Below are 21,004 nucleotides of genomic sequence, written 5' to 3'. Positions count from 1 at the left end.
CATATGAGCACATACTCCGAGATGGCCGATGGCCTGACCAAGCCGCAGGCCTTGGGCCAATCTGTTGCGGCCCTTGTGGCCGAGATCACCCGATTGAAGCTGGATATCACCGCGCTCAGGGCGCGGGTCAATGCGACGGAACCAACGCTGAGCACACGCGAGGTGCAGTTTTGCCTCGAAGAGGTGGCGCAGTGGATGGGCATCGCGCTGGAAGTGGAGCAGACCTATGAAAAGCAATCCAAGCACACCCGGAGCGCCCGAGGCGAGCGCGGACTCGACCTTGAAGCGGCGCGCCTTAGCATCGGCGGCAAGCTGGATCGCCTCAGAGCCGCCGCAGGTGCAGAGCGCGTTTCTGAGCTCGCTGAGTGAAGACGAGCTTCTGGCGCTGCCGTTTCTCTTCGAGTTTTGGGCCATGCCCCACCAAGTTGCGCCCGAGGGCGACTGGGCCAACTGGATCATCATGGGGGGGCGCGGGGCGGGCAAGACGCGCGCAGGTGCCGAGTGGGTGCGCAGCCTTGTGGAAGGCGCGGGGCCAAAGGACGCGGGCCGTTGCAAGCGCATTGCGCTTGTGGGGGAAACCGTGGCGCAGGTGCGTGAGGTGATGGTGTTTGGCGAGAGCGGGCTTCTGGCCTGCTCTCCGCCTGACCGCCGCCCCGAATGGCAGGCAAGCCGCCGCCAGCTTCTCTGGCCCAACGGCGCTGTGGCGCAGGTTTTCTCGGCCCATGATCCGGAGGCTTTGCGCGGGCCGCAGTTTGATGCGGCTTGGGTTGACGAGCTGGCCAAGTGGAAAAAGGCCCGTGAAACTTGGGATATGTTGCAGTTTGGCCTGCGTCTGGGAGCGCATCCGCAGGTCTGTATCACCACCACACCGCGCAACATCGGGCTGCTCAAGGAGCTGCTGGAGGCCGAGGGCACCGTGAGCACCCATGCGCCGACCGAGGCCAACAAGGCCAACCTTGCCAAGGGCTTCTTGGCGGCGGTTCAGGCGCGTTATGCGGGCACGCGGCTTGGCCGCCAGGAGCTTGACGGGGTGCTGATCGAGGAGGCCGAGGGCGCGCTCTGGACGGCTGCGCGGCTTGAGGCGGCACGGGTGCGCGAGGTGCCCGAGATGAGCCGTATTGTTGTGGCGGTTGATCCGCCTGTGAGCGGCACGGCCAGCTCTGATGCCTGCGGGATCATTGTGGCGGGGGTGGTGGCCGAAGGCCCTGTGCAAGACTGGCGCGCCTATGTGCTGGAAGACGCGAGCGTTGAGGGTGCAAGCCCGATGGCTTGGGCCGAGGCGGCTGTGGCGGCGATGCACCGTTGGGGCGCTGAGCGCATGGTGGCCGAGGTGAACCAGGGGGGGGACTTGGTGGAGCAGGTGATACGGCAGGTTGATCCGCTGGTGTCTTTGCGCAAGGTGCATGCCTCAAAGGGCAAGTCGGCGCGCGCGGAGCCTGTTGCTGCGCTCTATGAGCAGGGGCGTGTGCATCACTTCACGGGGCTGGGCCAGCTTGAGGACGAGATGTGCCAGCTCACGTTGCACGGCTTTCACGGCAAGGGCAGCCCCGACCGCACCGATGCGCTTGTCTGGGCGTTGAACGAGCTGATCCTGCTGCCTGCCAAGTCTCATATGAGCCCGCAGGTGCGCACGCTGTAGTTAAGAGTTCTTAAACCTTTTGGGGCATCTTTCTCACAAGCGCCAGATCATGTTTTGCATGAGCTTTGGCTTTTAAGACATTGCAATGATTTTACAAATCAGGAGCGACATATGCCGGTATTTGACTTTCTTCGCAAACCAGAGGCCGCGGCCCCCCAGCACAAGGCCAGCGCCGCCGGGGCTGTTGTGGGCTGGCATGGTGCGGGCCGTGTGGCCTGGAGCCCGCGCGACACAAAGAGCCTGACACGCACGGGCTTTGCGGGCAACCCTGTGGGGTTTCGCGCGGTCAAGATGATTGCGGAGGCGGCGGCGGCCTTGCCTGTTGTTTTGCAAGACAGCGCGCGGCGTTATGAGGAACACCCTGCGCTGACGCTGTTGCAAAAGCCCAATCTGGCGCAGGGGCGTGCGGAGCTTCTGGAGGCGTTGTATGGCCAGCTGCTGCTGACGGGCAACGCCTATGTCGAGGCCGCAGGCGGCGCGGAGGAGCTGCCGCTTGAGCTGCATGTGCTGCGCTCTGACCGCATGAGCCTTGTGCCGGGGTCTGACGGCTGGCCAGTGGCCTATGATTACGCTGTGGGCGGCAAGACACACCGCTTTCACATGGGCGATGGCGCGCCTGTCATCTGCCATATCCGCAATTTTCACCCCCAAGACGACCATTACGGCTTTTCGCCCATGCAGGCAGCGGCGCAGGCGGTCGATGTGCACAACGCGGCCTCGCGCTGGACAAAGGCGCTTCTGGACAATGCCGCGCGCCCCTCGGGGGCGATCGTCTATCGCGGGGCGGACGGGCAGAGCGGCTTGAGTGCCGACCAATATGACCGCCTCGTGAGCGAGATGGAGGCCAACTACCAAGGCGCGCGCAATGCGGGGCGGCCCATGTTGCTGGAAGGCGGGCTGGACTGGAAGCCGATGGGCTTTTCGCCGTCGGATATGGAATTCCAGAAGACCAAGGACGCGGCGGCGCGCGAGATCGCGCTGGCCTTTGGGGTGCCGCCGATGCTGCTCGGCATTCAGGGAGATGCGACCTATGCCAACTATCAGGAGGCCAACCGCGCCTTTTACCGCCTGACGGTGCTGCCGCTGGCGGCGCGGGTCACGGCCAAGCTGGCCGATTGGCTGGGCCAGTTCGGGGGCGGGCGCTTCGAGCTGAAGCCTGACCTTGACCAGGTGCCAGCGCTGGCCGCAGAACGCGATGCGCAGTGGGCGCGGGTGAGTGGGGCCGATTTTCTCAGTGAGGCGGAAAAACGGCTTCTGCTTGGCCTGCCAGCGCTTGGGGGCGGGGCCGATGAGTGACCTTAGCCCGCCCGAGGAAGTGCTGGAAGCGATGCTGCCGTATGAGGGCTACCGCGCGATGCTGCGCCATATCGAGCGGCGGCTGACCTCGCTGGAGCTGAGTGTTGCCGCGATGGAGACAGAGCGCGCGGTGAGTGAAGAAAAGCGCAAGTTTATGGTGGCACGCTTCAACCAGATCGACACGCGGCTCGACAAGATCGACGGGCATATCGCGCGGCTGGTCTGGCTGATCATCGCAGCTATCATTGGCGGCTGCATGTCGTTTGTGATGCAGGGCAGCCTTGTGCACGGCTGAGGGTTTTAGGAGTAGAGTTATGAGTTACCAGACTGAGATTGAACGGAAATTCTGCCGCCTCGGAGAGGAGATCACCGTGACGGAGGGCTGCCGGATTGAGGGCTATGCCAGCCTGTTTGGCGCCTGTGACCAGGGCGGTGACGTGGTGGCCAAGGGCGCTTATGCGGCGAGCCTGAAGGCGCTGGCTGCTGAGGGGCGGCGCGTGAAGATGCTGTGGCAGCACGACCCCGCCCAACCCATCGGGATCTGGGATGAGGTGCGCGAGGACGGGCGCGGGCTCTATGTAAAGGGGCGCTTGCTGGACAGCACCCAGAGGGGCCGCGAGGCCGCTGCGCTCATTGAAGCGGGTGCGATTGATGGCCTCTCTATCGGATACCGCACCAGAAAGGCGGCAAAGAACGACAAGGGCCAGCGGCTCTTGACGGAACTGGAGCTTTGGGAAGTGTCGCTGGTGACCTTCCCGATGTTGCCCAGTGCGCGGGTGGGGGCGAAGGGCGAGAGCCTTGAGGCAGACGCCCTGCGCAATATGGCGGCGGCCATCAGGGATGCGCGCCAGGAGCTGGCGCAGACCTAGCGCGCCAAAACACCGAACCACGAAAGGACATCTCGGATGAGTGACACCCAAGCGACGGCTCGGGCCAGGGAAGCTGTGCCTTCCGCGCCTGAAACGAAATCGGCGGCTGATGATTTCATGAGCGAATTCAACGGCTTTCAGAGCGATATTGCCAAACGATTGAAACAACAAGAAGAGCGACTGACCATGCTTGACCGCAAAACACAGACCCACAACCGACCCCAGCTTGCCCGCGCGGCGGAGCTTGATGCGCCCCACCAGAAGGCCTTTAATGCGTACCTGCGCTCTGGCGATGACGACGGCTTGCGCGGCCTTGAGCTTGAGGGCAAGGCGATGTCTTCGGCGGTGGCCGCAGAAGGCGGCTACCTTGTTGACCCCGAAACGAGCGAGAGCATCCGCTCGGTGCTGGAAAGCACCTCCTCGATCCGCGCGATTGCCAATGTGGTGCAGGTTGAGGCGACATCGTTTGATGTGCTGGTGGATCACTCCGATGTGGGCGCGGGCTGGGCGACAGAGACCGACCCGTCAAGCGAGACAGGCACACCGCAGATTGACCGTATCACCATCCCGCTGCACGAGCTTTCGGCGCTGCCCAAGGCGAGCCAGCGCCTGCTTGATGACAGTGCTTTTGACATTGAAGGCTGGCTTGCGGGGCGGATTGCGGGCAAGTTTGCCCGCTCTGAAGCGGCGGCCTTTATCAACGGCAACGGTGTGGACAAGCCCACAGGGCTTCTGACGCACCCTACGGTGGACAACGACAGCTGGATCTGGGGCAACATCGGCTATGTGCCAACGGGTGTCACAGGCGGCTTTGATGGCGGCGATGCGGTGATTGACCTCGTCTATGCGCTCGGGGCGCAATACCGCGCCAATGCGAGCTTTGTCATGAACTCCAAGACCGCCGGCGCTGTGCGCAAGCTCAAGGATGCTGACGGGCGCTTCCTTTGGTCTGATGGGCTGGCGGCCGGGGAGCCTGCGCGCTTGCTGGGCTATCCTGTGCTGATTGCCGAGGACATGCCCGATGTGGCCGCGGATGCGATGGCGATTGCCTTTGGTGACTTTAACGCAGGCTACACCGTGGCCGAGCGCCCCGACCTGCGTGTGCTGCGTGATCCGTTCAGCGCCAAACCGCATGTGCTGTTTTACGCCACCAAGCGTGTGGGCGGCGATGTGAGCGATTTTGCAGCCATCAAGCTGCTCAAATTCGCCACCTCTTAACCGCTGCCTGAGGGGGCGCATTGCGGCTCCCTCACGCGCGCGGCGCTCAGATGCGTTTTGCTGGCTGTTCCCTCCGCCTAAGGCAAGACGTGCGCCGCGCGCACCCGGGGGCGTAAACTTTGGAGAGAGTCCATGATGTTAATTGAAGAAACCGCAGTTCCATCGGCGGCCTTGCCAGTGGAGGCCTTCAAAGCGCATTTGCGCCTTGGCACGGGCTTTGCCGAGGACAGCCTGCAAGAGCCTGTTCTGGCCAGCTTTTTGCGTGCGGCTATGGCCGCGATCGAGGCGCGCACAGGCAAGATCCTGATTGCGCGGGAGTTTTCCTGGACGCTGAACAGCTGGCGCGATGACACGGGCCAAGCCTTGCCTGTGGCCCCTGTGAGCGCTTTGGGCGAGGTGGTTTATACCAACCGCCTGGGTGTGGAGACGCCGCTTGCCCCGCATTTTTATGCGCTGGAGCCTGATATGCAGCGCCCCAAGCTCAAGCCGGTGGCGGGGGTTTTGCCTGCTGTGCCCACGGGGGGCGCGGTGCGGGTGCGCTTTCAGGCGGGCTTTGGCAGCGACTGGGAAGACCTGCCCGCCGACCTTGGCCAAGCCGTGCTGCTGCTGGCGGCCTATTATTACGAATACCGCAACGAAACCAACGTGGGCGAGGGCTACATGCCCTTTGGTGTCAGCTCGCTGATCGAGCGCTACCGCACGGTGCGGCTGTTTGCGGGGGCGGGGCAATGACTGTGCCGATGCTCAACCGCCAGCTTGTGCTGGAGAGCCCTGTGCGCCTGCCTGATGGCGCGGGGGGCTTCACGATCACGTGGCAGCCGCTTGGCACGCTTTGGGCCGAGGTGAGCGCGCGCACGGGCCGCGAGACGCAGGGCGAGGCCGTGCCACTGGCGCGGGTGGCCTACAAGATCCGCCTGCGCGCGGCCCCTGTGGGCCACGAGAAGCGCCCCAAGCCCGAGCAGCGCTTTGTGGACGGGGCACGGGTGTTTCGCATTGAGGCGGTGGTGGAAGACGACCTGACGGGGCGCTTTCTCACCTGTTTGGCAGAAGAGGAGACGGTGGCATGAGCTATGGAGTTTCGTCCGCTTTACAGGCGGCAGTTTATCAAGCGCTGATCGCTGACAGCGATCTGGCGGCCTTTGTTGGCACAGCGATTTATGATGCGATCCCGTCAGGCAGCTTGCCGGCCACCTATGTGGCGCTTGGGCCTGAGAATGTGCTCGACAGCTCTGACAAGAGCGGGGCGGGCGCGCTGCATCTGTTCACCGTCTCGGTGGTGACAGACAGCGCTGGCTTTCAGGCCGCCAAGGATGTGGCGGGGCGGGTGAGCGATGTGCTGGTGGATGCGCCTTTGGTGCTGACACGCGGCAGCCTGATCTACCTCGGATTTGACCGCGCCAGCGCCACCCGTGAGGGCACAGGCGCAACCCGACGCATTGACCTGCGCTTTCGCGCACGCGTGCAAGACGACAGCTAACATACAGATAACATTGGAGACTTCACATGACAGCACAAAACGGTAAAGAGCTTCTGATCAAGATCGACCTCACAGGCGATGGCCAGTTTGAAACCATCGCAGGCCTGCGCGCCACGCGGCTGAGCTTTAATGCGGAAAGCGTGGATGTGACCAGCCTTGAGAGCGCAGGTGGCTGGCGCGAAATTCTGGGGGGGGCTGGCGTAAAATCGGCCTCGCTGTCTGGCTCGGGCGTGTTCAAGGATGCGGCTTCGGACGAGCGCGCACGCCAGATTTTCTTTGATGGCGAGACGCCAGATTTTCAGGTGATCATTCCCGACTTTGGCACCATCGAGGGCGCGTTTCAGGTGGCCTCTATCGACTATGCGGGCAGCTACAACGGCGAGGCGACCTACGAGCTTTCGCTCAATTCTGCAGGCGCATTGACCTTCACGGCGGCAAGTGTGTGATGGGCAACCCCTTTGCCTCTGAAGTGGCGCTCGTCATGGACGGCGAGCGCCGCGTGCTCAAGCTCACGCTTGGGGCGCTGGCCGAGCTTGAGGCGGCTCTGGGCGAGGACACGCTTGTCGCCCTTGTGAGCCGCTTTGAGGCGGGCAACTTCTCCAGCCGCGATGTGCTCAAGCTCATCGTGGCGGGCTTGCGCGGCGGTGGCTGGCAAGGGCGCGCGGAGGATTTGCTGCAGGCCGAGATTGAAGGCGGCCCGATGGCGGCGGCGCGGGCGGCGGCTTTGCTTCTGGCGCGGGCGTTCATGCTGCCTGAAAGGGCGGATGATGCGCTTTGACTGGGCCGAACTTCTCAAGCTGGGGCTGACGCGCCTCAGGCTCAGCCCCGGCGAGTTCTGGGCGCTGACGCCTGTGGAACTGATGCTGATGCTCGGCCCTGAGGCCAGCTTGCGCCCGATGGACAAAACGGGGCTTCAGGCGCTGCTTGAGGCCTATCCCGACACCCAAGAACGAGGGACGATATGAGCGATTTTGATGCTTTGGATGATATGGAGCTGAAGGCCGACGCGCTGGAGCAGAGCCTTGGAGCGGCGGCCAGTATGGCGGCAAGCTTTGATGCCGAGCTGCGGCGGGTGCGCGCGAGCTTCTCGGAGACGGGGCAAGAGGTTGCCACGCTGGAAAAGGGGCTGTCGCGCGGCCTCAGGCGCGCAGTGGACGGGGTGGTGCTCGATGGGGCCAAGCTCTCGGATGTGCTGGGCACGGTGGCTCAGTCGATGGTCAACGCGTCCTATTCGGCGGCTGTGAAGCCTGTGACCGACCATTTTGGCGGCCTGATTGCCAACAGTATTGGCGGGCTGATGGGAGGAATATTCCCGTTTGAGACGGGTGGCAGTTTTGCGCAGGGGCGCGTGATGCCTTTTGCCAATGGCGGTGTGGTGAGCAGCCCCACAACTTTCCCGATGCGCGGTGGCACGGGCCTCATGGGCGAGGCGGGGCCAGAGGCGATTATGCCCTTGTCTCGCGGGGCCGATGGCAAGCTTGGGGTCAGGGCCGAGGCAGGCCGCGCCATCAATGTGGTGATGAATATTTCAACCCCTGATGCCGAGAGCTTCCGCCGCAGCCAGAGCCAGATTGCTGCGCAGATGGGCCGTGTGCTCGCCCGTGGCAACCGCAACCGATAGGAGACAGCCGATGCAGTTTCATGATGTGAGATTTCCCGCCAACTTGAGCTTTGGCGCGTCCGGGGGGCCTGAGCGGCGCACCGATGTGGTGAGCCTTGCCAACGGGTTTGAGGAGCGCAACACGCCCTGGGCGCATTCGCGCCGCCGCTATGACGCGGGTATGGGGCTGCGGTCGATGGATGACATCGACGCGGTGCTGGCCTTCTTTGAGGCCCGGCGCGGGCGGATGCACGGCTTTCGCTGGAAGGACTGGACGGATTTCCAGACAGGTCGCCCGTCGCGCGAGGTGGGCTTTGAAGACGAGGTGATCGCCATTGGCGATGAGGTCACGACCGTGTTCCAGCTTATGAAGGTCTATCGCTCGGGCGCGCAGACCTATGCGCGCCCTGTGCACAAGCCCGTGGAGGGGACATTGCGCATGGGCCTTTCGGGCGATGAGCAGAGCGAGAGCCTCGACTTTAACGTCGATTACACCACGGGGCTGGTGACATTCGTGCACCCCCCGAGCGTGGGCGTTGAGGTGACGGCGGGCTTTGAGTTTGATGTGCCTGTGCGCTTTGACACCGATCAGATCGTGGCTTCGGCGGCGACATTTGCCGCTGGCGAAGTGCCCAACGTGCCTGTTGTGGAGCTTCGGGTCTGATGGGGGGCGTTGCGGGCGCGCTGCTGACGCATTTGCAAACCGGCCTCACAACCGTGTGCCGCTGCTGGGCGCTGACGCGCAAAGATGGCACGGTGATGGGCTTTACCGATCATGACGGGCCACTCAGCTTTGGGGGCATAGACTTTCGCGCCGATACAGGCCTGAGCACTTCAACGCTTCAGCAAAGCACGGGGCTATCGGTGGACAACACCGAGACCATGGGGGCGCTGAGCGACACGAGTATCAGCGAGGCTGATATTGAAGCGGGGCGCTATGACGGCGCCGAGGTTGTCTCTTGGCTGGTGAACTGGGCCGATGTGGAGGAGCGCCATGTGGTCTTTCGCGGCACGATTGGCGAGCTGCGGCGTGGCAACGGGGCCTTTCACGCCGAACTGCGCGGGCTGACCGAAGCGCTTGGGCGCCCTGTGGGGCGGGTCTATCAGAAGCCGTGCACCGCTGTTTTGGGCGATAAAGGCTGCGGTTTTGATACAAGCAGTGAAGGCTACTTTGAAGAGCGCGCCGTTGAAGGCGTGGAAGAGGGCCGTGTCTTTCGCTTTGAGGGGATGACGGGCTTTGATGAGGCTTGGTTTGCCTTTGGCACGCTTGAGGGGCTGAGCGGGGCGTGCACCGGGCTTAAGGGCGTTGTGAAGCGCGACTACTTTGACGGCGAGAGCCGCGTGATCGAGCTGTGGCACCCCATGCGTGCGCGCATTGCCACGGGCGACATGATCCGCCTTGTGGCGGGATGCGACAAGCGCCTGCAGACCTGCCGCACAAAGTTTGTCAACCTGCTGAACTTTCAGGGTTTTCCAGATGTGCCTGGGGATAGCTGGCTCACGGTCCAGCCTGTAAACGCAGGCCAGGCAGGTGGCGGGAGCCGTCGCGCATGAGCGGGGTGGCAGAGGCGGCGCTGGCAGAGGCGCGCGCGTGGATCGGCACGCCCTATCACCATCAGGCGTCACGCCGTGGTGTGGGCACAGACTGCCTTGGCCTTTTGCGCGGGGTCTGGCGGGCCGTCTATGGCGAAGAGCCTGAGGCTGTGCCCGCCTACACGCCGGATTGGTCCGAGGCGCAGGGCGAAGAGCGGCTCTGGGCCGCAGCTGAGCGCCATTTGGTAGCCGTGCCTTTGGCGGCGGCGGAAGCGGGCGACATTCTGCTTTTCCGGATGCGCGGCGGGGCCGTGGCCAAGCACCTTGGCATCATGTCAGCCCATGGTGCCAAGCCAAAATTCATTCACGCCTATTCGGGTCACGCGGTGCTGGAAAGCCCGCTCACCGCCCCATGGCAGCGCCGCGTTGCGGCTTCATTTCGTTTTCCTGAGGAGATCTGCTGATGGCGACTATTCTTCTTTCAGCCGCGGGTGCGGCGATCGGCGGCTCTATGGGCGGCTCTGTTCTGGGCTTGTCGATGACTGCTGTGGGCCGATTTGCGGGCGCTGCTTTGGGCCGTGCGATTGACCAGAGCGTGATGGGCCAAGGCTCTGACGCGGTCGAGCATGGCCGTGTTGAGCGCTTTCGCCTCACCAGTGCGGGCGAGGGCGACCCTGTGGCGCAAGTCTACGGGCGGATGCGGGTTGCGGGCCATGTGATCTGGGCGACGCAATTTGCCGAGACGGTGACAACCACAGGCGGGGGCAAGGGTGCGCCCTCACAGCCAAAGACCCAAGAGTTCAGCTATAGCGTGAGCCTTGCGATTGCGCTTTGTGAGGGGGTTATTTCAGGTGTTGGCCGTGTCTGGGCCGATGGTGGCGAGGTAGACCCAGAGAGCCTTGGTCTGCGCGTTTATCGCGGTACATCTGATCAGATGCCCGACCCCAAGATGGAGGCTGTAGAAGGCACAGGGCAGGTGCCTGCCTATCGTGGCACGGCCTATGTGGTCTTGGAAGATCTTGATCTTGGGCGCTTTGGCAACCGTGTGCCGCAGCTGGAGTTCGAGGTGATGCGCCCCACGCAGGCGCATCTGGAAGATGCGGGGGAAGACATGGCCCATGCTGTACAGGCAGTCGCCATGATGCCCGGAAGCGGGGAATACACGCTCGCCACCACCCCTGTGCGCTATGATTATGGCGTGGGGCAGGCTGCGCTGGCCAATGTGAACACACCCGCAGGCAAGGCCGACTTTCGCGTGGCCACCGAGCGCATGGTGACAGAGCTGCCCAACCTCAAGGCCAGCTCGCTGGTTGTGAGCTGGTTTGGCAATGATCTGCGCTGCGGGGCGTGCGAGCTGCGCCCCAAGGTCGAGCAAAAGCTGCATGACGGCACCGAGATGCCTTGGCAGGTGTCTGGGCTGTCGCGGGGGGCTGCCGGGGAGGTGGCGCTTGATATCGCAGGGCGGCCTATCTACGGCGGCACGCCAGCTGACCAATCGGTGATTGAGGCGATCAGGCATTTGCAGGAACAGGGTGTTGAGGTGCTCTATTACCCGTTTGTCCTGATGGATCAGTTGGAGGGGAATAGCCTGCCTGACCCATACACAGGTGAGCTCGGCCAGCCTGCCTTGCCGTGGCGCGGGCGTATCACGCTCTCGGGCGCGCCGGGGCAGAGCAGCAGCCCCGACGGCACCGCTCAGGCGGATGCCGAGGTGGCCAGTTTCTTTGGCACGGTCACGGCAGCTGACTTTGCCGTGGCCAACGGTGCGGTGACATACACGGGGCCAGAGGAGTGGAGCTACGCGCGCTTTATCCTGCACAACGCGGCCTTGTGTGCGGCGGCGGGGGGCGTTGACAGCTTCTCTATCGGCTCCGAGATGCGCGAGCTCACCAAAATTCGCGGGGCGGCAGGCTTTGCTGCTGTGGCGGCTCTCAAAGCCCTCGCCGCAGAGGCGCGCGCTTTGCTCGGCGCTGACGTAAAGATCGGCTATTGCGCGGATTGGTCAGAGTATTTTGGCTTCAACGGCGCTGGGGGCGACCGTTACTTCCACCTTGATCCGCTTTGGGCCGATGCCAACATCGATTTCATCGGGATCGACAATTACATGCCGCTCAGCGACTGGCGAGATGAGGTGGGCGAGGCCGATGCGGCTTATGGCTCGATTTACAACCTCGACTATCTGGAAGCCAATATCCTCGGCGGGGAGGGCTATGACTGGTTCTATCACTCGTCCGAAGCGCGCGAGGCCCAGATACGAACGCCCATCACCGATGCAGAGCACAGCGAGCCTTGGGTGTGGCGCTATAAGGATATCGTGAGCTGGTGGGCCTCTGACCACCACGAGCGCGTGGGGGGCGTGCGCTCGGAAACGCCGACAGAGTGGGTTGCGCAGTCAAAGCCCATCTGGTTCACCGAGCTGGGCTGTGCGGCGATTGATAAGGGAACAAACCAGCCCAACAAGTTCCTTGATCCGAAATCGAGCGAAAGCAGCTTGCCGCATGACTCAAACGGGCGACGCGATGACTATTTGCAGGCGCAATATCTGCGCGCGATGCACCGCTTTTGGGCGCGGCCTGAGAACAACCCTGTGTCAGTGGAATATAACGGGCCGATGCTCGATATGAGCCGTGCCTTTGTCTGGGCGTGGGATGCGCGGCCTTATCCGCATTTTCCGGCACTTGAGAGCGTCTGGAGTGACGCAAGCAACTATGGGCGTGGTCACTGGATCACGGGGCGGGCCTCTGCGCGGGCGCTGTCATCGGTTGTTGCCGAGCTGTGCGAGCGCGCAGGCTTGGCACGCTATGATGTGAGTGAGCTGAAGGGCATGGTGGAAGGCTATGTTGTCGGGCAGGTCGAGGAGGTGCGCGCCTCGCTTCAACCTCTGATGCTGGCCTATGGCTTTGATGCTGTGGAGCGCGACGGGACACTCGTGTTTCTGATGCGAGACGGGCGCGAAGACGCGGCGCTCGCGGCGAGCGCTGTCGCCTTGAGTGAAGAGCTGGACGTTGATGTGGAGCGCTTGCGCGCCTCAGAGGCCGAGCTGATGGGCCGTGTGCGTCTGCGCTTTATCCAGAGTGGTGCAAGCTTTGAGACCATTGCCGAAGAGTCTGTCTTGGCCGACGAGGGCACGCAGGCCGTGGCTGTCTCCGATCTGCCCCTTGTCATGCGCCGTGGCGCTGGGCGCCAGATTGTCGAGCGTTGGCTTTCGGAGGCCCGCGTGGCGCGCGACACCCTGCGCTTTGCGCTTCCGCCCTCGCGGCTTGATGTGGCGGCAGGCGATGTGCTGCGCCTCACACAGTATGGCCAGGATCAGCTTCTGCGCGTTGACCGTGTTGAGGTGGGCCGCGAGCAGATTGTGGAAGCGGTGCGGATCGAACCTGAGACGTATAACCCTGTCGATGTGGCCGAGGATGCCCCGCTTATGTCAGGCTTTACACCGCCTGTGCCCGTGTTTCCCTTGTTTCTGGATCTGCCTCTTATGCGTGGTGACGAAGTGCCCCACGCGCCGCATTTGGCCGTGACAGCTGAGCCTTGGCCCGGCTCGGCGGCGCTCTACACCTCAAACGACGGGGAGGGCTACAGCTTTGACAAGCTGATCACCGCCCGCAGCACCGTGGGCGTGCTACAAACCCCGCTGCATGCGGCTTGCGCCGGGCTTTATGATCGCAAAAGCGCTGTCAGCGTGCGGCTGACCTCTGGCAGCCTTGCTTCGGTAAGCGCGCTTGCCATGCTCAACGGGGCCAACCTTGCGGCAATCGGCGATGGACACCCGGCAAACTGGGAGTTGGTGCAGTTTCAAAATGCGGAGCTTGTGGGCGAGAAGACCTATGATCTCTCACTCTTTCTGCGTGGCCAGCTTGGCAGTGATGCGTGGCAGCCGCAAGACTGGCCTGAGGGCAGCTATTTTGTGCTGCTGGACGGGCGGCCAGAGCAGATCGGGCTGCAAGCCTCAGAGCGCAACCTCGAGCGCTTCTACCGCATTGGCCCCGCCGCGCGCGCCTATGACGATGCTTCCTATACAGGTGTCTCGGAGGCGTTTGACGGTGTCGGCCTCAAGCCCCTCAGCCCTTGCCATCTGCGTAGCACCCTGACGGAGAGTGGTGACCACAGTATCAGCTGGATCAGGCGCACACGTCAGGGCGGCGACAGTTGGGAGGCTGTTGATGTGCCGTTGGGAGAGGAGAGTGAAGCCTATCTGGTGCAAATTTATGTCGCCGGACGTGCTGTGCGGGAAGAAATCGTTTCAAGCCCGATGTGGCGCTACACCGCTGCGCAGAGGGCCGCGGACGGGGCGCTTGCCGGGTTTGATCTGCAGGTTGCGCAGATATCGGCTGTCTATGGCGCCGGGGCTTTTGCGGCGCTTTCAGTCAGCCTGTAGGGCAGATACTGTCTCAGACAGGGCGGCTTGGGCTGCCCTGTTCTGTGCGTTTGCGCACAGGAGGGCTGGCGGATTTGCATTTGTCTTCAGAGCAGTATTTCGGATAAGCTCGGGGGGCACGCGCAAAAGGACACCGTCATGGCCCAGCTGAAAACCAACCTCGCAAAACTTGACCCTGTTTGGGCGCAAATTCGCGATGAAGCGGAAGATGCGGTGACTGCCGAGCCGCTTTTGGGCGGCTTGGTTCACGCCTGCATCCTGCACCATAGCTCGATTGAAAAGGCGCTGGCTTACCGGATCTCGATGAAGCTGGCGTCTGCGGAAATGTCCGAGCAGATCCTGCGAGAGATCTGTGATGAGGCCTATGGTGCTGACAAAGAGCTGGCCGTGAGCGCGCGGGCCGACATCGTTGCGGTGTATGACCGCGACCCTGCCTGCCACCGCTTTTTGCAGCCACTTTTGTTTTTTAAGGGCTTTCAAGCTGTACAGGCCTATCGCATTTCAAACTGGCTTTGGCGCGAGGGGCACAAGGACCTCGCGTATTTCTTCCAGATGCGCTGCTCGGAAGTCTTCGGGATTGATATTCACCCGGGCGCAACCATCGGCAAGGGAATTATGATTGATCACGCGCATTCTATCGTGATCGGTGAGACGGCTGTTGTGGGCGACAACGTGTCGATGCTTCACTCTGTTACGCTGGGTGGCACGGGCAAGGAAGAAGAAGACCGTCACCCCAAAATTGGCGATGGTGTCTTGATCGGGGCTGGCGCGAAAGTGTTGGGTAACATCAAGATCGGAAATTGCTGCCGTATCGCGGCGGGGTCGGTCGTGCTGGAAGATATCCCCGCGAAGAAGACCGTTGCCGGCGTGCCTGCGCGTATTGTGGGGGAAGCGGGCTGCGCAACACCGTCACAGACGATGAACCAAGTGATTGAACGCGGGTTTAACGACTGAGCGCTGATCCGAAAGCGTGCCTGCGGCACACAGGATTTTTGAGCAGGGGGCTTTGCCCCCTGACCGCAAAACCAGGAGGTTTTGCAGTCTACCCCCAGGATATTTAAGGCAAAAAGAAAGACAAGAGCGCTTGCGCTGTGTCGGCGGGGGCTGTGTCGGGGAAAAAGTGCCCGCCGGCCATGGGCTGGCTTGTGATGTTGGCAAAATGGGGCTGCCATGTTGCAGGGATGTCGTAGGCTTTGGCCATAGGCCCGTCGGCACCATAAAGGATGAGCGCAGGGATCGGTAGCTGGCGGCCAAGGTCGGCTTCATCGAGTATAAAGTCATACTCAAGGGCGGCGCGGTAATCGTTGCACATGGCGCTGATTGTCTCGGGCCTGCGCCAGCTTTCGCGGTAGGCGGCAAGCTGTTCTGGTGCAAAATCTGCGAGCACGTTTGACCCCCAGCCTGTCAGGCAGCTTTCAAAATAGTGATCAGGGTCATGGCCGATGAGTGTTTCGGGGAAAGGCGCGGGCTGGGCGAGGAAGAACCAGTGATAGTAGGCTTTTGCCACCTGTGTGGTGAGTTTGTTCAGCAAAAGATGGGTCGGGATGATATCGAGCAGCGCGATCTGCGTGAGGCTTTCGGGCGCATCCAGCGCCATCCGGTGTGCCGTACGCGCGCCACGGTCGTGGCCTGCCAGGGCGAAGCGCTCATGGCCAAGATGCGCCATAAGCTCCAGCATATCGCGGCCCATTTCGCGGAAAGAATAGGCCGCGACGCCTTCAGGCTTGGACGAGTCGCCGTAGCCGCGCAGATCGGCTGTTATAACGGTGAAGCTCTCAGCCAGCACAGGTGCAACCCGTGCCCACATCGCGCGGGTTTGGGGAAACCCATGCAGTAAGAGCAGCGGTGGCCCGCTTCCCTGCACATCATAAGAGATTGTCTGTCCGTTTACCTGCGCTTTGGCCATTCAGGCTCCTGTTTTGAAGGGTGGGGTGCGGTCAGCCGTGCTAAAATTGGCGCGGATTTGCTACAGAGGTTTACTGCATTGAATGCAAGTCGCCGTAGGTATGGGCGCCGAAAAAACCAATCCAGAGATAGCGTTCGGAATGTGAAAGCTGCGCAAGTGTCATAGGCAAATACGCCTGGTCGACCCAGATATTGATTTGGGTGCGTTCCGCCGAATACGTCGGTGTGCGCACAGCGTCGGGCGTGACGAACCTGATATATCCGTTGGTTACCTCGGAAGATGGCGAGGGCGAGCCGAGGAAGCGTATGTAGCCCTGACTGCCTGCTTTGCCGTTTGAAAGATGCCCTGCAGTGAAAAGCTGTGCGGTGCGCACAATCAGGATCTGGCGGCCCGTTGCGAGGGGAGCTGAGGCATCAAACACGAGATCAAGGTTGGAGATGATCTCGTCAACGCTTTCTTCGATGGGCAAAGGCAAAATGGACATAAGAGTTCCCTTTCTGGTTGGTGTTCAGGCTTTTCGGGTCATTTCGTCCAAGATACGCGCCCAAGAGCGGATGCCTTTGGTGAAGCTCTCCACGTCATACTTCTCGTTGGGGGAGTGGATCTGGTCGTCATCCTTGCCAAAGCCGATGAGCATGGCATCTGTGCCGAGGATGTCCTTGAAGAAGCCGGCAATCGGGATCGACCCGCCACAGCCCACATAGGCGGCGGCATCGGGCCATTCGTCTGACAGAGCTTTGCGCGCCTGCTCGAATGCGGGGTGGGAGACAGACATCTGCGCAGCGGGCGCGCCTTTGTCGCCTTTGTAGCTGACCTTGTAGTCGGCCGGCACGTTGGCCTCGACATAGGCCTTGAGCGCCGCGACGATCTTGGCGGGGTCTTGCTGGCCCACAAGGCGGAAGGTGAATTTGGCATGCGCCTTGCTGGGCAAAACAGTTTTTGAACCATCGCCCGTGTAGCCCCCCCAGAGGCCGTTGACCTCGCAGGTGGGGCGCGACCAGAGCTTTTCCAGCGGTGTGCGATCCACTTCGCCGCCTTGCTCTGTCAGGCCGATGTCTGAGAGGAATGTGGCATGGTCAAAGCTCAGGGATTGCCATTGGGCGCGAATGTCATCGGAGAGTTCGGGGACATCATCATAAAACCCCTCAAGCGTCACGCGACCTGTTTCGTCGTGCAAGCCTGCAATAAGGGCTGACATGACATGCAGGGGGTTGCGCACAAGGCCGCCATACATGCCGGAGTGCAGGTCACGGTCTGGGCCCGTGATCTCGACCTCAAGCCCCGCAAGGCCGCGCAGCATGGTGATGATCGCGGGCACGCGGCTCTCGAAGAGGCCCGTGTCACAAATGAGGGCGATGTCGGATGTCAGCTCGTCTGCGTTCTCTTTCATGAAGGGGATGAGCGAGGGCGAGCCGCTTTCTTCTTCGCCCTCAAAGAAGAAGGTGATGCGGCAGGGCAGGCTGCCGTGGACCTCTTTCCACGCGCGGCAGGCTTCAACAAATGTCATCAACTGGCCCTTGTCATCAGACGAGCCGCGCCCGCGGATGACAGGGCCTTTGGCGGTGTCTTCAATGGCGGGGTCAAACGGGTCGCGCTCCCAGAGTTCGATGGGGTCAACGGGCTGAACATCGTAATGGCCGTAAAACAAGATATGTGGCCCGTCGCCCTCCACATGGCCCACCACCATGGGGTGGCCCGGCGTTGGCCGCTTGCTCACGGTCACACCGATGCTTTCAAGATCGGCCACCAGCCAGTCGGCGGCCGTGTCGCAATGGGCCGCATAGGCCGGGTCTGTCGAGACAGACGGGATGCGCAACAGCTTTAGCAAGCGGTCGGTTGCAGCAGGCATATTGGTTTCGATCTGGTCGAGAACAGCTTGCAATGTCATGGGGGCGGTCCTTGGTCTGTTTGAAGTTAAGTCGAGGGTAACTGCGGGCGCAGTAATGTCCAGACGAGAAAAGATGTAACAGAAACGCTGGTTTTATTGATCTGGGTCAAATAAGCAGCACGCGGCAAAATGTAGCCTGTCGCTTGAGGGTAGCGCCGAGTAAAGATATTCAGTATTGTGAATTCGGGTGTTTGCTCAAAGCCGCTGAACGTAAAAGTCTAAAGACCAAGAGGGGATCGCGCGTGGATTATTCTGCCAAGCTCGACGAAGCGCTAACAAAACTGCACGATGAAGGCCGCTACAGAACCTTCATCGACATCGAGCGCAAGAACGGGCAATTCCCGCATGCCACATGGCGCAAGCCTGATGGCACAGAAGCACCTATCACTGTGTGGTGCGGCAACGACTACCTCGGCATGGGCCAGCACCCTGCTGTGCTTGAGGCGATGCATGAGGCGATTGAAGCAACAGGCGCAGGCTCTGGCGGCACGCGCAACATCTCTGGCACCACAGTTTATCACAAGCGCCTTGAGGCGGAGCTGGCTGATTTGCACGGCAAAGAATCAGCGTTGCTCTTCACCTCGGCCTATATCGCAAATGACGCAACGCTCAGCACGCTGCCCAAGCTTTTCCCCGGTCTCATCATCTATTCGGATGCGCTCAACCACGCGTCGATGATCGAAGGTGTGCGCCGCAATGGCGGGGCCAAGCGCATCTTCCGCCACAATGATCTGGCGCATCTGCGCGAGCTTCTTGAGGCCGATGACCCCGCTGCCCCGAAGCTGATTGCCTTCGAATCAATCTACTCGATGGATGGCGACTTTGGCCCGATCAAAGAGCTCTGCGACCTTGCCGACGAATTCGGCGCGCTCACCTATATCGACGAAGTACATGCCGTGGGCATGTACGGCCCGCGCGGGGCAGGTGTGGCCGAACAGGAGCGCTTGATGCACCGCATCGACATCATCAACGGAACGTTGGCCAAGGCTTACGGGGTTATGGGCGGCTACATCGCAGCCAGCCACAAGATGTGCGACGCGATCCGCTCTTACGCCCCGGGCTTCATTTTTACGACATCCTTGCCACCCGCCGTTGCTGCGGGCGCGGCGGCTTCTGTGGCGCATCTGAAGCGCGACAAAGGCTTGCGCGCCAAGCATCAAGAGCAGGCCGCGAAGCTCAAGCTGCGCCTCAAAGGTATGGGCTTGCCGATCATTGATCATGGTAGCCATATTGTGCCTGTCATGGTGGGCGACCCTGTGCATACAAAAGCGCTGTCTGATATGCTTCTTGAGCACTATGGAATCTATGCGCAGCCCATCAACTTTCCGACTGTTCCGCGCGGCACAGAGCGGTTGCGCTTTACGCCATCGCCCGTGCATGGGCCTGAGGAAATGGACAAGCTGATCAACGCGATGGATGAACTTTGGTCGCATTGTGCGCTGAATCGTGCCGAGTTGGCGGGGTAAACGCACTGTTTCTCGTAAACTGACTTGTTATGTGGTAAAGTTTTAACAATTAAATGGGCAGAGTGCTGCATTCGCAGTACGATTCGCTACGAGCGACAGGGGCAGCACGCATGATCAGGCGCAAAAACAAGCGCAGCGATGCAAACGAAAACGCCGAACCGCGTTGGTTTGACGATTTTGAATTGCGGTTGGGCGACTTGATGCGCGGTGAGCGGGCGACCATGGGCAAATCTTTGCTCGATGTGCAGCGCGAATTGCGGATCAAGGCGAACTACATCGCTGCGATCGAAAATGCCGATCCTCATGCTTTTGACACTCCAGGATTTATTGCAGGCTATGTGCGCTCTTATGCGCGCTATCTTGGTATGGACCCTGACCGCGCTTTTGCGGCCTTTTGTGCCGAGAGCGGCTTCACAACAGCGCATGGTATGTCCGAGGCAGCCTCATCAGTGCGTAAGGATGCCTTGCAGGGCAAACAAAAGAAGCGTGAGCAGGGCGACCCCATGTTTGATGGCGCAACGCCTTTTGCACCCGGTGCCGAAACGGTGTTTTCTCGGATCGAGCCGGGCGCTGTCGGGTCGCTTCTTGTGCTTGTGGCGCTCGTCGCAGCGCTCGGCTTTGGCGGCTGGACTGTGTTGAACGAAGTGCAGCGCGTGCAGCTAGCGCCCGTTGAGAATACGCCAGATGTGCTGGCCGATCTTGACCCGCTTGAGCAGGCACAACAAAACATTGGCCCTGCGCTTGCGCAGGAGAGCCCTGAAATGACAGCCGCGTCTGACGGCTTTGACAGGCTCTATCGTCCGCAGGCGCTTGATGTGCCTGTCTTGGTGGCGCGTGATGCGCCCATCTCGACATTGCGTCCCGAAGAGCTCGGCACGTTTGCACGTTTGCCCGAAGCCGGGACTGCGCCGTCTTTTGGGGCAGGTGATGCCCTTGCGGCCAATCTGTCTGAGGGTGTTCAGGTTGTGGCCGCGCGCCCGGCTTGGATCAGGATCAGCAGCGCAGACGGTGAAACGCTCTTCAGCGGTATCCTTGATGCGGGTGCGACCTTTGATGTGCCACAGTCGCCAGAGGGCGCTGCGCCATCTATCCGCGTGGGTGAGAGCGGCTCGATCTACTACCTCGTAAACGGCAAAGCGCTTGGCCCAACAGGCCCGCGCGGCGCAATAACAGAAGACTTTTCTCTGGCAGCCACAGACTTGGCGGCGGCACTGCCCGAAGCCAACACAGCGCGCGACACAGACCTGACGAGCGTCTTGGCAGATTTGGGTGCAACGGTGCCGATACAGACAGCTGCTGTGCCTCAAGTGTTTGAACAACAACAAGATGTTGTGACCGTCATCGCAACGCGCGAAGTCTGGCTGCGTGTACGCGCCGCAAGCGGGACGATCCTCCACGAAGCGGTCATGCAGCCCGGTGACTTTTACACAGTGCCCCAAACAACAGAGCCTGCGACCATCCGGGCAGGGGATGCAGGGGCGGTCTATTTTGCCGCCAATGGCAAGACCTATGGCCCTTACGGCGCGCGTGGCGCTGTGGCCGACAACCTCAAGCTCACAGCCGAGACCGTCACAGCAGAGCTTGGCATTGCCGACTGGGAAGTAAACGAGCCTTTGGCCCGTGCCGTTGCCCAGCTGGATGCCGAAGGTGCTTTTGGTGTGCTCACCGACTAAGCGCCGCATTGCAGAGCGCTGTCTTTCTCCTTATGTGACACATAACCGAGCTTTCAAATTG

Annotated in this window: 23 protein-coding genes; 20 read left to right on the top strand and 3 right to left on the bottom strand. The window is 61.5% G+C overall.

Annotation, left to right across the window (positions count from 1 at the left end):
- Positions 1-3 precede the first annotated feature (3 nt).
- From ACTG3X_RS06230 to cysE, 18 genes are all read left to right on the top strand, one after another.
- Positions 4-369, top strand: coding sequence for a hypothetical protein (locus tag ACTG3X_RS06230; RefSeq protein WP_439110378.1), 366 nt, complete (start codon positions 4-6; stop codon positions 367-369).
- Between the two features lie 10 nt (positions 370-379).
- Positions 380-1,639 (top strand): DNA-packaging protein, encoded by a 1,260-nt coding sequence (locus ACTG3X_RS06225; RefSeq protein WP_439110485.1) that lies wholly within the window; start codon positions 380-382, stop codon positions 1,637-1,639.
- 111 nt (positions 1,640-1,750) lie between these two features.
- Positions 1,751-2,935 carry a phage portal protein gene (locus ACTG3X_RS06220; RefSeq protein WP_439110377.1) on the top strand — a complete coding sequence of 395 codons (1,185 nt, stop codon included), beginning with the start codon at positions 1,751-1,753 and terminating at the stop codon, positions 2,933-2,935.
- Positions 2,928-3,230, top strand: coding sequence for a hypothetical protein (locus ACTG3X_RS06215; RefSeq protein ID WP_439110376.1), 303 nt, complete (start codon positions 2,928-2,930; stop codon positions 3,228-3,230). Before ACTG3X_RS06220 ends, ACTG3X_RS06215 begins: the two co-directional genes overlap by 8 nt.
- 19 nt (positions 3,231-3,249) lie before the next feature.
- Positions 3,250-3,804, top strand: coding sequence for an HK97 family phage prohead protease (locus ACTG3X_RS06210; RefSeq protein WP_439110375.1), 555 nt, complete (start codon positions 3,250-3,252; stop codon positions 3,802-3,804).
- A gap of 36 nt (positions 3,805-3,840) precedes the next feature.
- Positions 3,841-5,022: a phage major capsid protein gene (locus ACTG3X_RS06205; protein ID WP_439110374.1), complete on the top strand. Its 1,182-nt coding sequence runs from the start codon at positions 3,841-3,843 to the stop codon at positions 5,020-5,022.
- A 132-nt stretch (positions 5,023-5,154) separates the two neighbouring features.
- Positions 5,155-5,754, top strand: coding sequence for a head-tail connector protein (locus ACTG3X_RS06200; protein ID WP_439110373.1), 600 nt, complete (start codon positions 5,155-5,157; stop codon positions 5,752-5,754).
- Positions 5,751-6,089 carry a head-tail adaptor protein gene (locus ACTG3X_RS06195; RefSeq protein ID WP_439110372.1) on the top strand — a complete coding sequence of 113 codons (339 nt, stop codon included), beginning with the start codon at positions 5,751-5,753 and terminating at the stop codon, positions 6,087-6,089. Before ACTG3X_RS06200 ends, ACTG3X_RS06195 begins: the two co-directional genes overlap by 4 nt.
- Positions 6,086-6,499 (top strand): DUF3168 domain-containing protein, encoded by a 414-nt coding sequence (locus tag ACTG3X_RS06190; protein WP_439110371.1) that lies wholly within the window; start codon positions 6,086-6,088, stop codon positions 6,497-6,499. Before ACTG3X_RS06195 ends, ACTG3X_RS06190 begins: the two co-directional genes overlap by 4 nt.
- A gap of 26 nt (positions 6,500-6,525) precedes the next feature.
- Complete coding sequence (locus tag ACTG3X_RS06185) at positions 6,526-6,945, top strand: phage major tail protein, TP901-1 family (protein ID WP_439110370.1); 420 nt, start codon at positions 6,526-6,528, stop codon at positions 6,943-6,945.
- On the top strand, positions 6,945-7,277 hold the full coding sequence (locus tag ACTG3X_RS06180) for a gene transfer agent family protein (RefSeq protein WP_439110369.1): 333 nt from the start codon (positions 6,945-6,947) through the stop codon (positions 7,275-7,277). Before ACTG3X_RS06185 ends, ACTG3X_RS06180 begins: the two co-directional genes overlap by 1 nt.
- A complete protein-coding gene (locus ACTG3X_RS06175; RefSeq protein WP_439110368.1) occupies positions 7,267-7,464 on the top strand; it encodes a rcc01693 family protein in 198 nt (65 codons plus the stop codon). Before ACTG3X_RS06180 ends, ACTG3X_RS06175 begins: the two co-directional genes overlap by 11 nt.
- A complete protein-coding gene (locus ACTG3X_RS06170) occupies positions 7,461-8,120 on the top strand; it encodes a phage tail tape measure protein (protein ID WP_439110367.1) in 660 nt (219 codons plus the stop codon). The genes ACTG3X_RS06175 and ACTG3X_RS06170 overlap by 4 nt, the downstream gene beginning before the upstream one ends.
- Before the next feature lie 10 nt (positions 8,121-8,130).
- Positions 8,131-8,763, top strand: a complete 633-nt coding sequence (locus ACTG3X_RS06165; protein WP_439110366.1) for a phage distal tail protein, Rcc01695 family — start codon at positions 8,131-8,133, stop codon at positions 8,761-8,763.
- Positions 8,763-9,653, top strand: coding sequence for a DUF2163 domain-containing protein (locus tag ACTG3X_RS06160; protein WP_439110365.1), 891 nt, complete (start codon positions 8,763-8,765; stop codon positions 9,651-9,653). Before ACTG3X_RS06165 ends, ACTG3X_RS06160 begins: the two co-directional genes overlap by 1 nt.
- Complete coding sequence (locus ACTG3X_RS06155) at positions 9,650-10,096, top strand: NlpC/P60 family protein (RefSeq protein ID WP_439110364.1); 447 nt, start codon at positions 9,650-9,652, stop codon at positions 10,094-10,096. The genes ACTG3X_RS06160 and ACTG3X_RS06155 overlap by 4 nt, the downstream gene beginning before the upstream one ends.
- On the top strand, positions 10,096-14,010 hold the full coding sequence (locus tag ACTG3X_RS06150) for a baseplate multidomain protein megatron (protein WP_439110363.1): 3,915 nt from the start codon (positions 10,096-10,098) through the stop codon (positions 14,008-14,010). The genes ACTG3X_RS06155 and ACTG3X_RS06150 overlap by 1 nt, the downstream gene beginning before the upstream one ends.
- A 138-nt stretch (positions 14,011-14,148) precedes the next feature.
- Positions 14,149-14,964: a serine O-acetyltransferase gene (gene cysE / locus ACTG3X_RS06145; RefSeq protein WP_439110362.1), complete on the top strand. Its 816-nt coding sequence runs from the start codon at positions 14,149-14,151 to the stop codon at positions 14,962-14,964.
- A 103-nt stretch (positions 14,965-15,067) separates the two neighbouring features.
- Here cysE and ACTG3X_RS06140 read toward each other — a convergent pair whose 3' ends face one another.
- The 3 genes from ACTG3X_RS06140 to ACTG3X_RS06130 all read right to left on the bottom strand — a co-directional run bounded on the left by ACTG3X_RS06140 (position 15,068) and on the right by ACTG3X_RS06130 (position 17,804).
- Positions 15,068-15,916: an alpha/beta fold hydrolase gene (locus ACTG3X_RS06140; RefSeq protein WP_439110361.1), complete on the bottom strand. Its 849-nt coding sequence runs from the start codon at positions 15,914-15,916 to the stop codon at positions 15,068-15,070.
- Between the two features lie 70 nt (positions 15,917-15,986).
- Positions 15,987-16,400: a hypothetical protein gene (locus tag ACTG3X_RS06135; protein WP_439110360.1), complete on the bottom strand. Its 414-nt coding sequence runs from the start codon at positions 16,398-16,400 to the stop codon at positions 15,987-15,989.
- A 24-nt stretch (positions 16,401-16,424) separates the two neighbouring features.
- The gene (locus ACTG3X_RS06130; protein WP_439110359.1) at positions 16,425-17,804 is read right to left on the bottom strand and encodes a M20/M25/M40 family metallo-hydrolase; all 1,380 of its coding nucleotides are present in this window, start codon (positions 17,802-17,804) and stop codon (positions 16,425-16,427) included.
- A 242-nt stretch (positions 17,805-18,046) separates the two neighbouring features.
- Here ACTG3X_RS06130 and hemA point away from each other — a divergent pair, with 242 nt between their 5' ends.
- Together hemA and ACTG3X_RS06120 are read left to right on the top strand one after the other, a co-directional pair.
- Positions 18,047-19,270, top strand: a complete 1,224-nt coding sequence (gene hemA, locus ACTG3X_RS06125; protein WP_439110358.1) for a 5-aminolevulinate synthase — start codon at positions 18,047-18,049, stop codon at positions 19,268-19,270.
- Positions 19,271-19,380: 110 nt separating this feature from the next.
- Positions 19,381-20,943, top strand: coding sequence for a helix-turn-helix domain-containing protein (locus ACTG3X_RS06120; protein WP_439110357.1), 1,563 nt, complete (start codon positions 19,381-19,383; stop codon positions 20,941-20,943).
- The last annotated feature ends 61 nt before the right edge of the window (positions 20,944-21,004 follow it).

The organism is Lentibacter sp., from assembly GCF_965658795.1.
GTDB lineage: Bacteria > Pseudomonadota > Alphaproteobacteria > Rhodobacterales > Rhodobacteraceae > Lentibacter.
This window is presented reverse-complemented; position numbering and strand designations above follow the sequence as displayed.

What these genes read in the sequence shown, in the direction of transcription:
- ACTG3X_RS06195 (WP_439110372.1), top strand. Translation starts at nt 5,751, where the DNA reads ATGACTGTGCCGATGCTCAACCGCCAGCTTGTGCTGGAGAGCCCTGTG.
- ACTG3X_RS06190 (WP_439110371.1), top strand. Translation starts at nt 6,086, where the DNA reads ATGAGCTATGGAGTTTCGTCCGCTTTACAGGCGGCAGTTTATCAAGCG.
- cysE (WP_439110362.1), top strand. Translation starts at nt 14,149, where the DNA reads ATGGCCCAGCTGAAAACCAACCTCGCAAAACTTGACCCTGTTTGGGCG.
- ACTG3X_RS06185 (WP_439110370.1), top strand. Translation starts at nt 6,526, where the DNA reads ATGACAGCACAAAACGGTAAAGAGCTTCTGATCAAGATCGACCTCACA.
- ACTG3X_RS06205 (WP_439110374.1), top strand. Translation starts at nt 3,841, where the DNA reads ATGAGTGACACCCAAGCGACGGCTCGGGCCAGGGAAGCTGTGCCTTCC.
- ACTG3X_RS06160 (WP_439110365.1), top strand. Translation starts at nt 8,763, where the DNA reads ATGGGGGGCGTTGCGGGCGCGCTGCTGACGCATTTGCAAACCGGCCTC.
- ACTG3X_RS06170 (WP_439110367.1), top strand. Translation starts at nt 7,461, where the DNA reads ATGAGCGATTTTGATGCTTTGGATGATATGGAGCTGAAGGCCGACGCG.
- ACTG3X_RS06210 (WP_439110375.1), top strand. Translation starts at nt 3,250, where the DNA reads ATGAGTTACCAGACTGAGATTGAACGGAAATTCTGCCGCCTCGGAGAG.
- ACTG3X_RS06120 (WP_439110357.1), top strand. Translation starts at nt 19,381, where the DNA reads ATGATCAGGCGCAAAAACAAGCGCAGCGATGCAAACGAAAACGCCGAA.
- ACTG3X_RS06165 (WP_439110366.1), top strand. Translation starts at nt 8,131, where the DNA reads ATGCAGTTTCATGATGTGAGATTTCCCGCCAACTTGAGCTTTGGCGCG.
- ACTG3X_RS06180 (WP_439110369.1), top strand. Translation starts at nt 6,945, where the DNA reads ATGGGCAACCCCTTTGCCTCTGAAGTGGCGCTCGTCATGGACGGCGAG.
- ACTG3X_RS06150 (WP_439110363.1), top strand. Translation starts at nt 10,096, where the DNA reads ATGGCGACTATTCTTCTTTCAGCCGCGGGTGCGGCGATCGGCGGCTCT.
- ACTG3X_RS06155 (WP_439110364.1), top strand. Translation starts at nt 9,650, where the DNA reads ATGAGCGGGGTGGCAGAGGCGGCGCTGGCAGAGGCGCGCGCGTGGATC.
- ACTG3X_RS06230 (WP_439110378.1), top strand. Translation starts at nt 4, where the DNA reads ATGAGCACATACTCCGAGATGGCCGATGGCCTGACCAAGCCGCAGGCC.
- ACTG3X_RS06220 (WP_439110377.1), top strand. Translation starts at nt 1,751, where the DNA reads ATGCCGGTATTTGACTTTCTTCGCAAACCAGAGGCCGCGGCCCCCCAG.
- ACTG3X_RS06175 (WP_439110368.1), top strand. Translation starts at nt 7,267, where the DNA reads ATGCGCTTTGACTGGGCCGAACTTCTCAAGCTGGGGCTGACGCGCCTC.
- ACTG3X_RS06200 (WP_439110373.1), top strand. Translation starts at nt 5,155, where the DNA reads ATGATGTTAATTGAAGAAACCGCAGTTCCATCGGCGGCCTTGCCAGTG.
- ACTG3X_RS06130 (WP_439110359.1), bottom strand. Translation starts at nt 17,804, where the DNA reads ATGACATTGCAAGCTGTTCTCGACCAGATCGAAACCAATATGCCTGCT.
- ACTG3X_RS06140 (WP_439110361.1), bottom strand. Translation starts at nt 15,916, where the DNA reads ATGGCCAAAGCGCAGGTAAACGGACAGACAATCTCTTATGATGTGCAG.
- ACTG3X_RS06215 (WP_439110376.1), top strand. Translation starts at nt 2,928, where the DNA reads ATGAGTGACCTTAGCCCGCCCGAGGAAGTGCTGGAAGCGATGCTGCCG.
- ACTG3X_RS06135 (WP_439110360.1), bottom strand. Translation starts at nt 16,400, where the DNA reads ATGTCCATTTTGCCTTTGCCCATCGAAGAAAGCGTTGACGAGATCATC.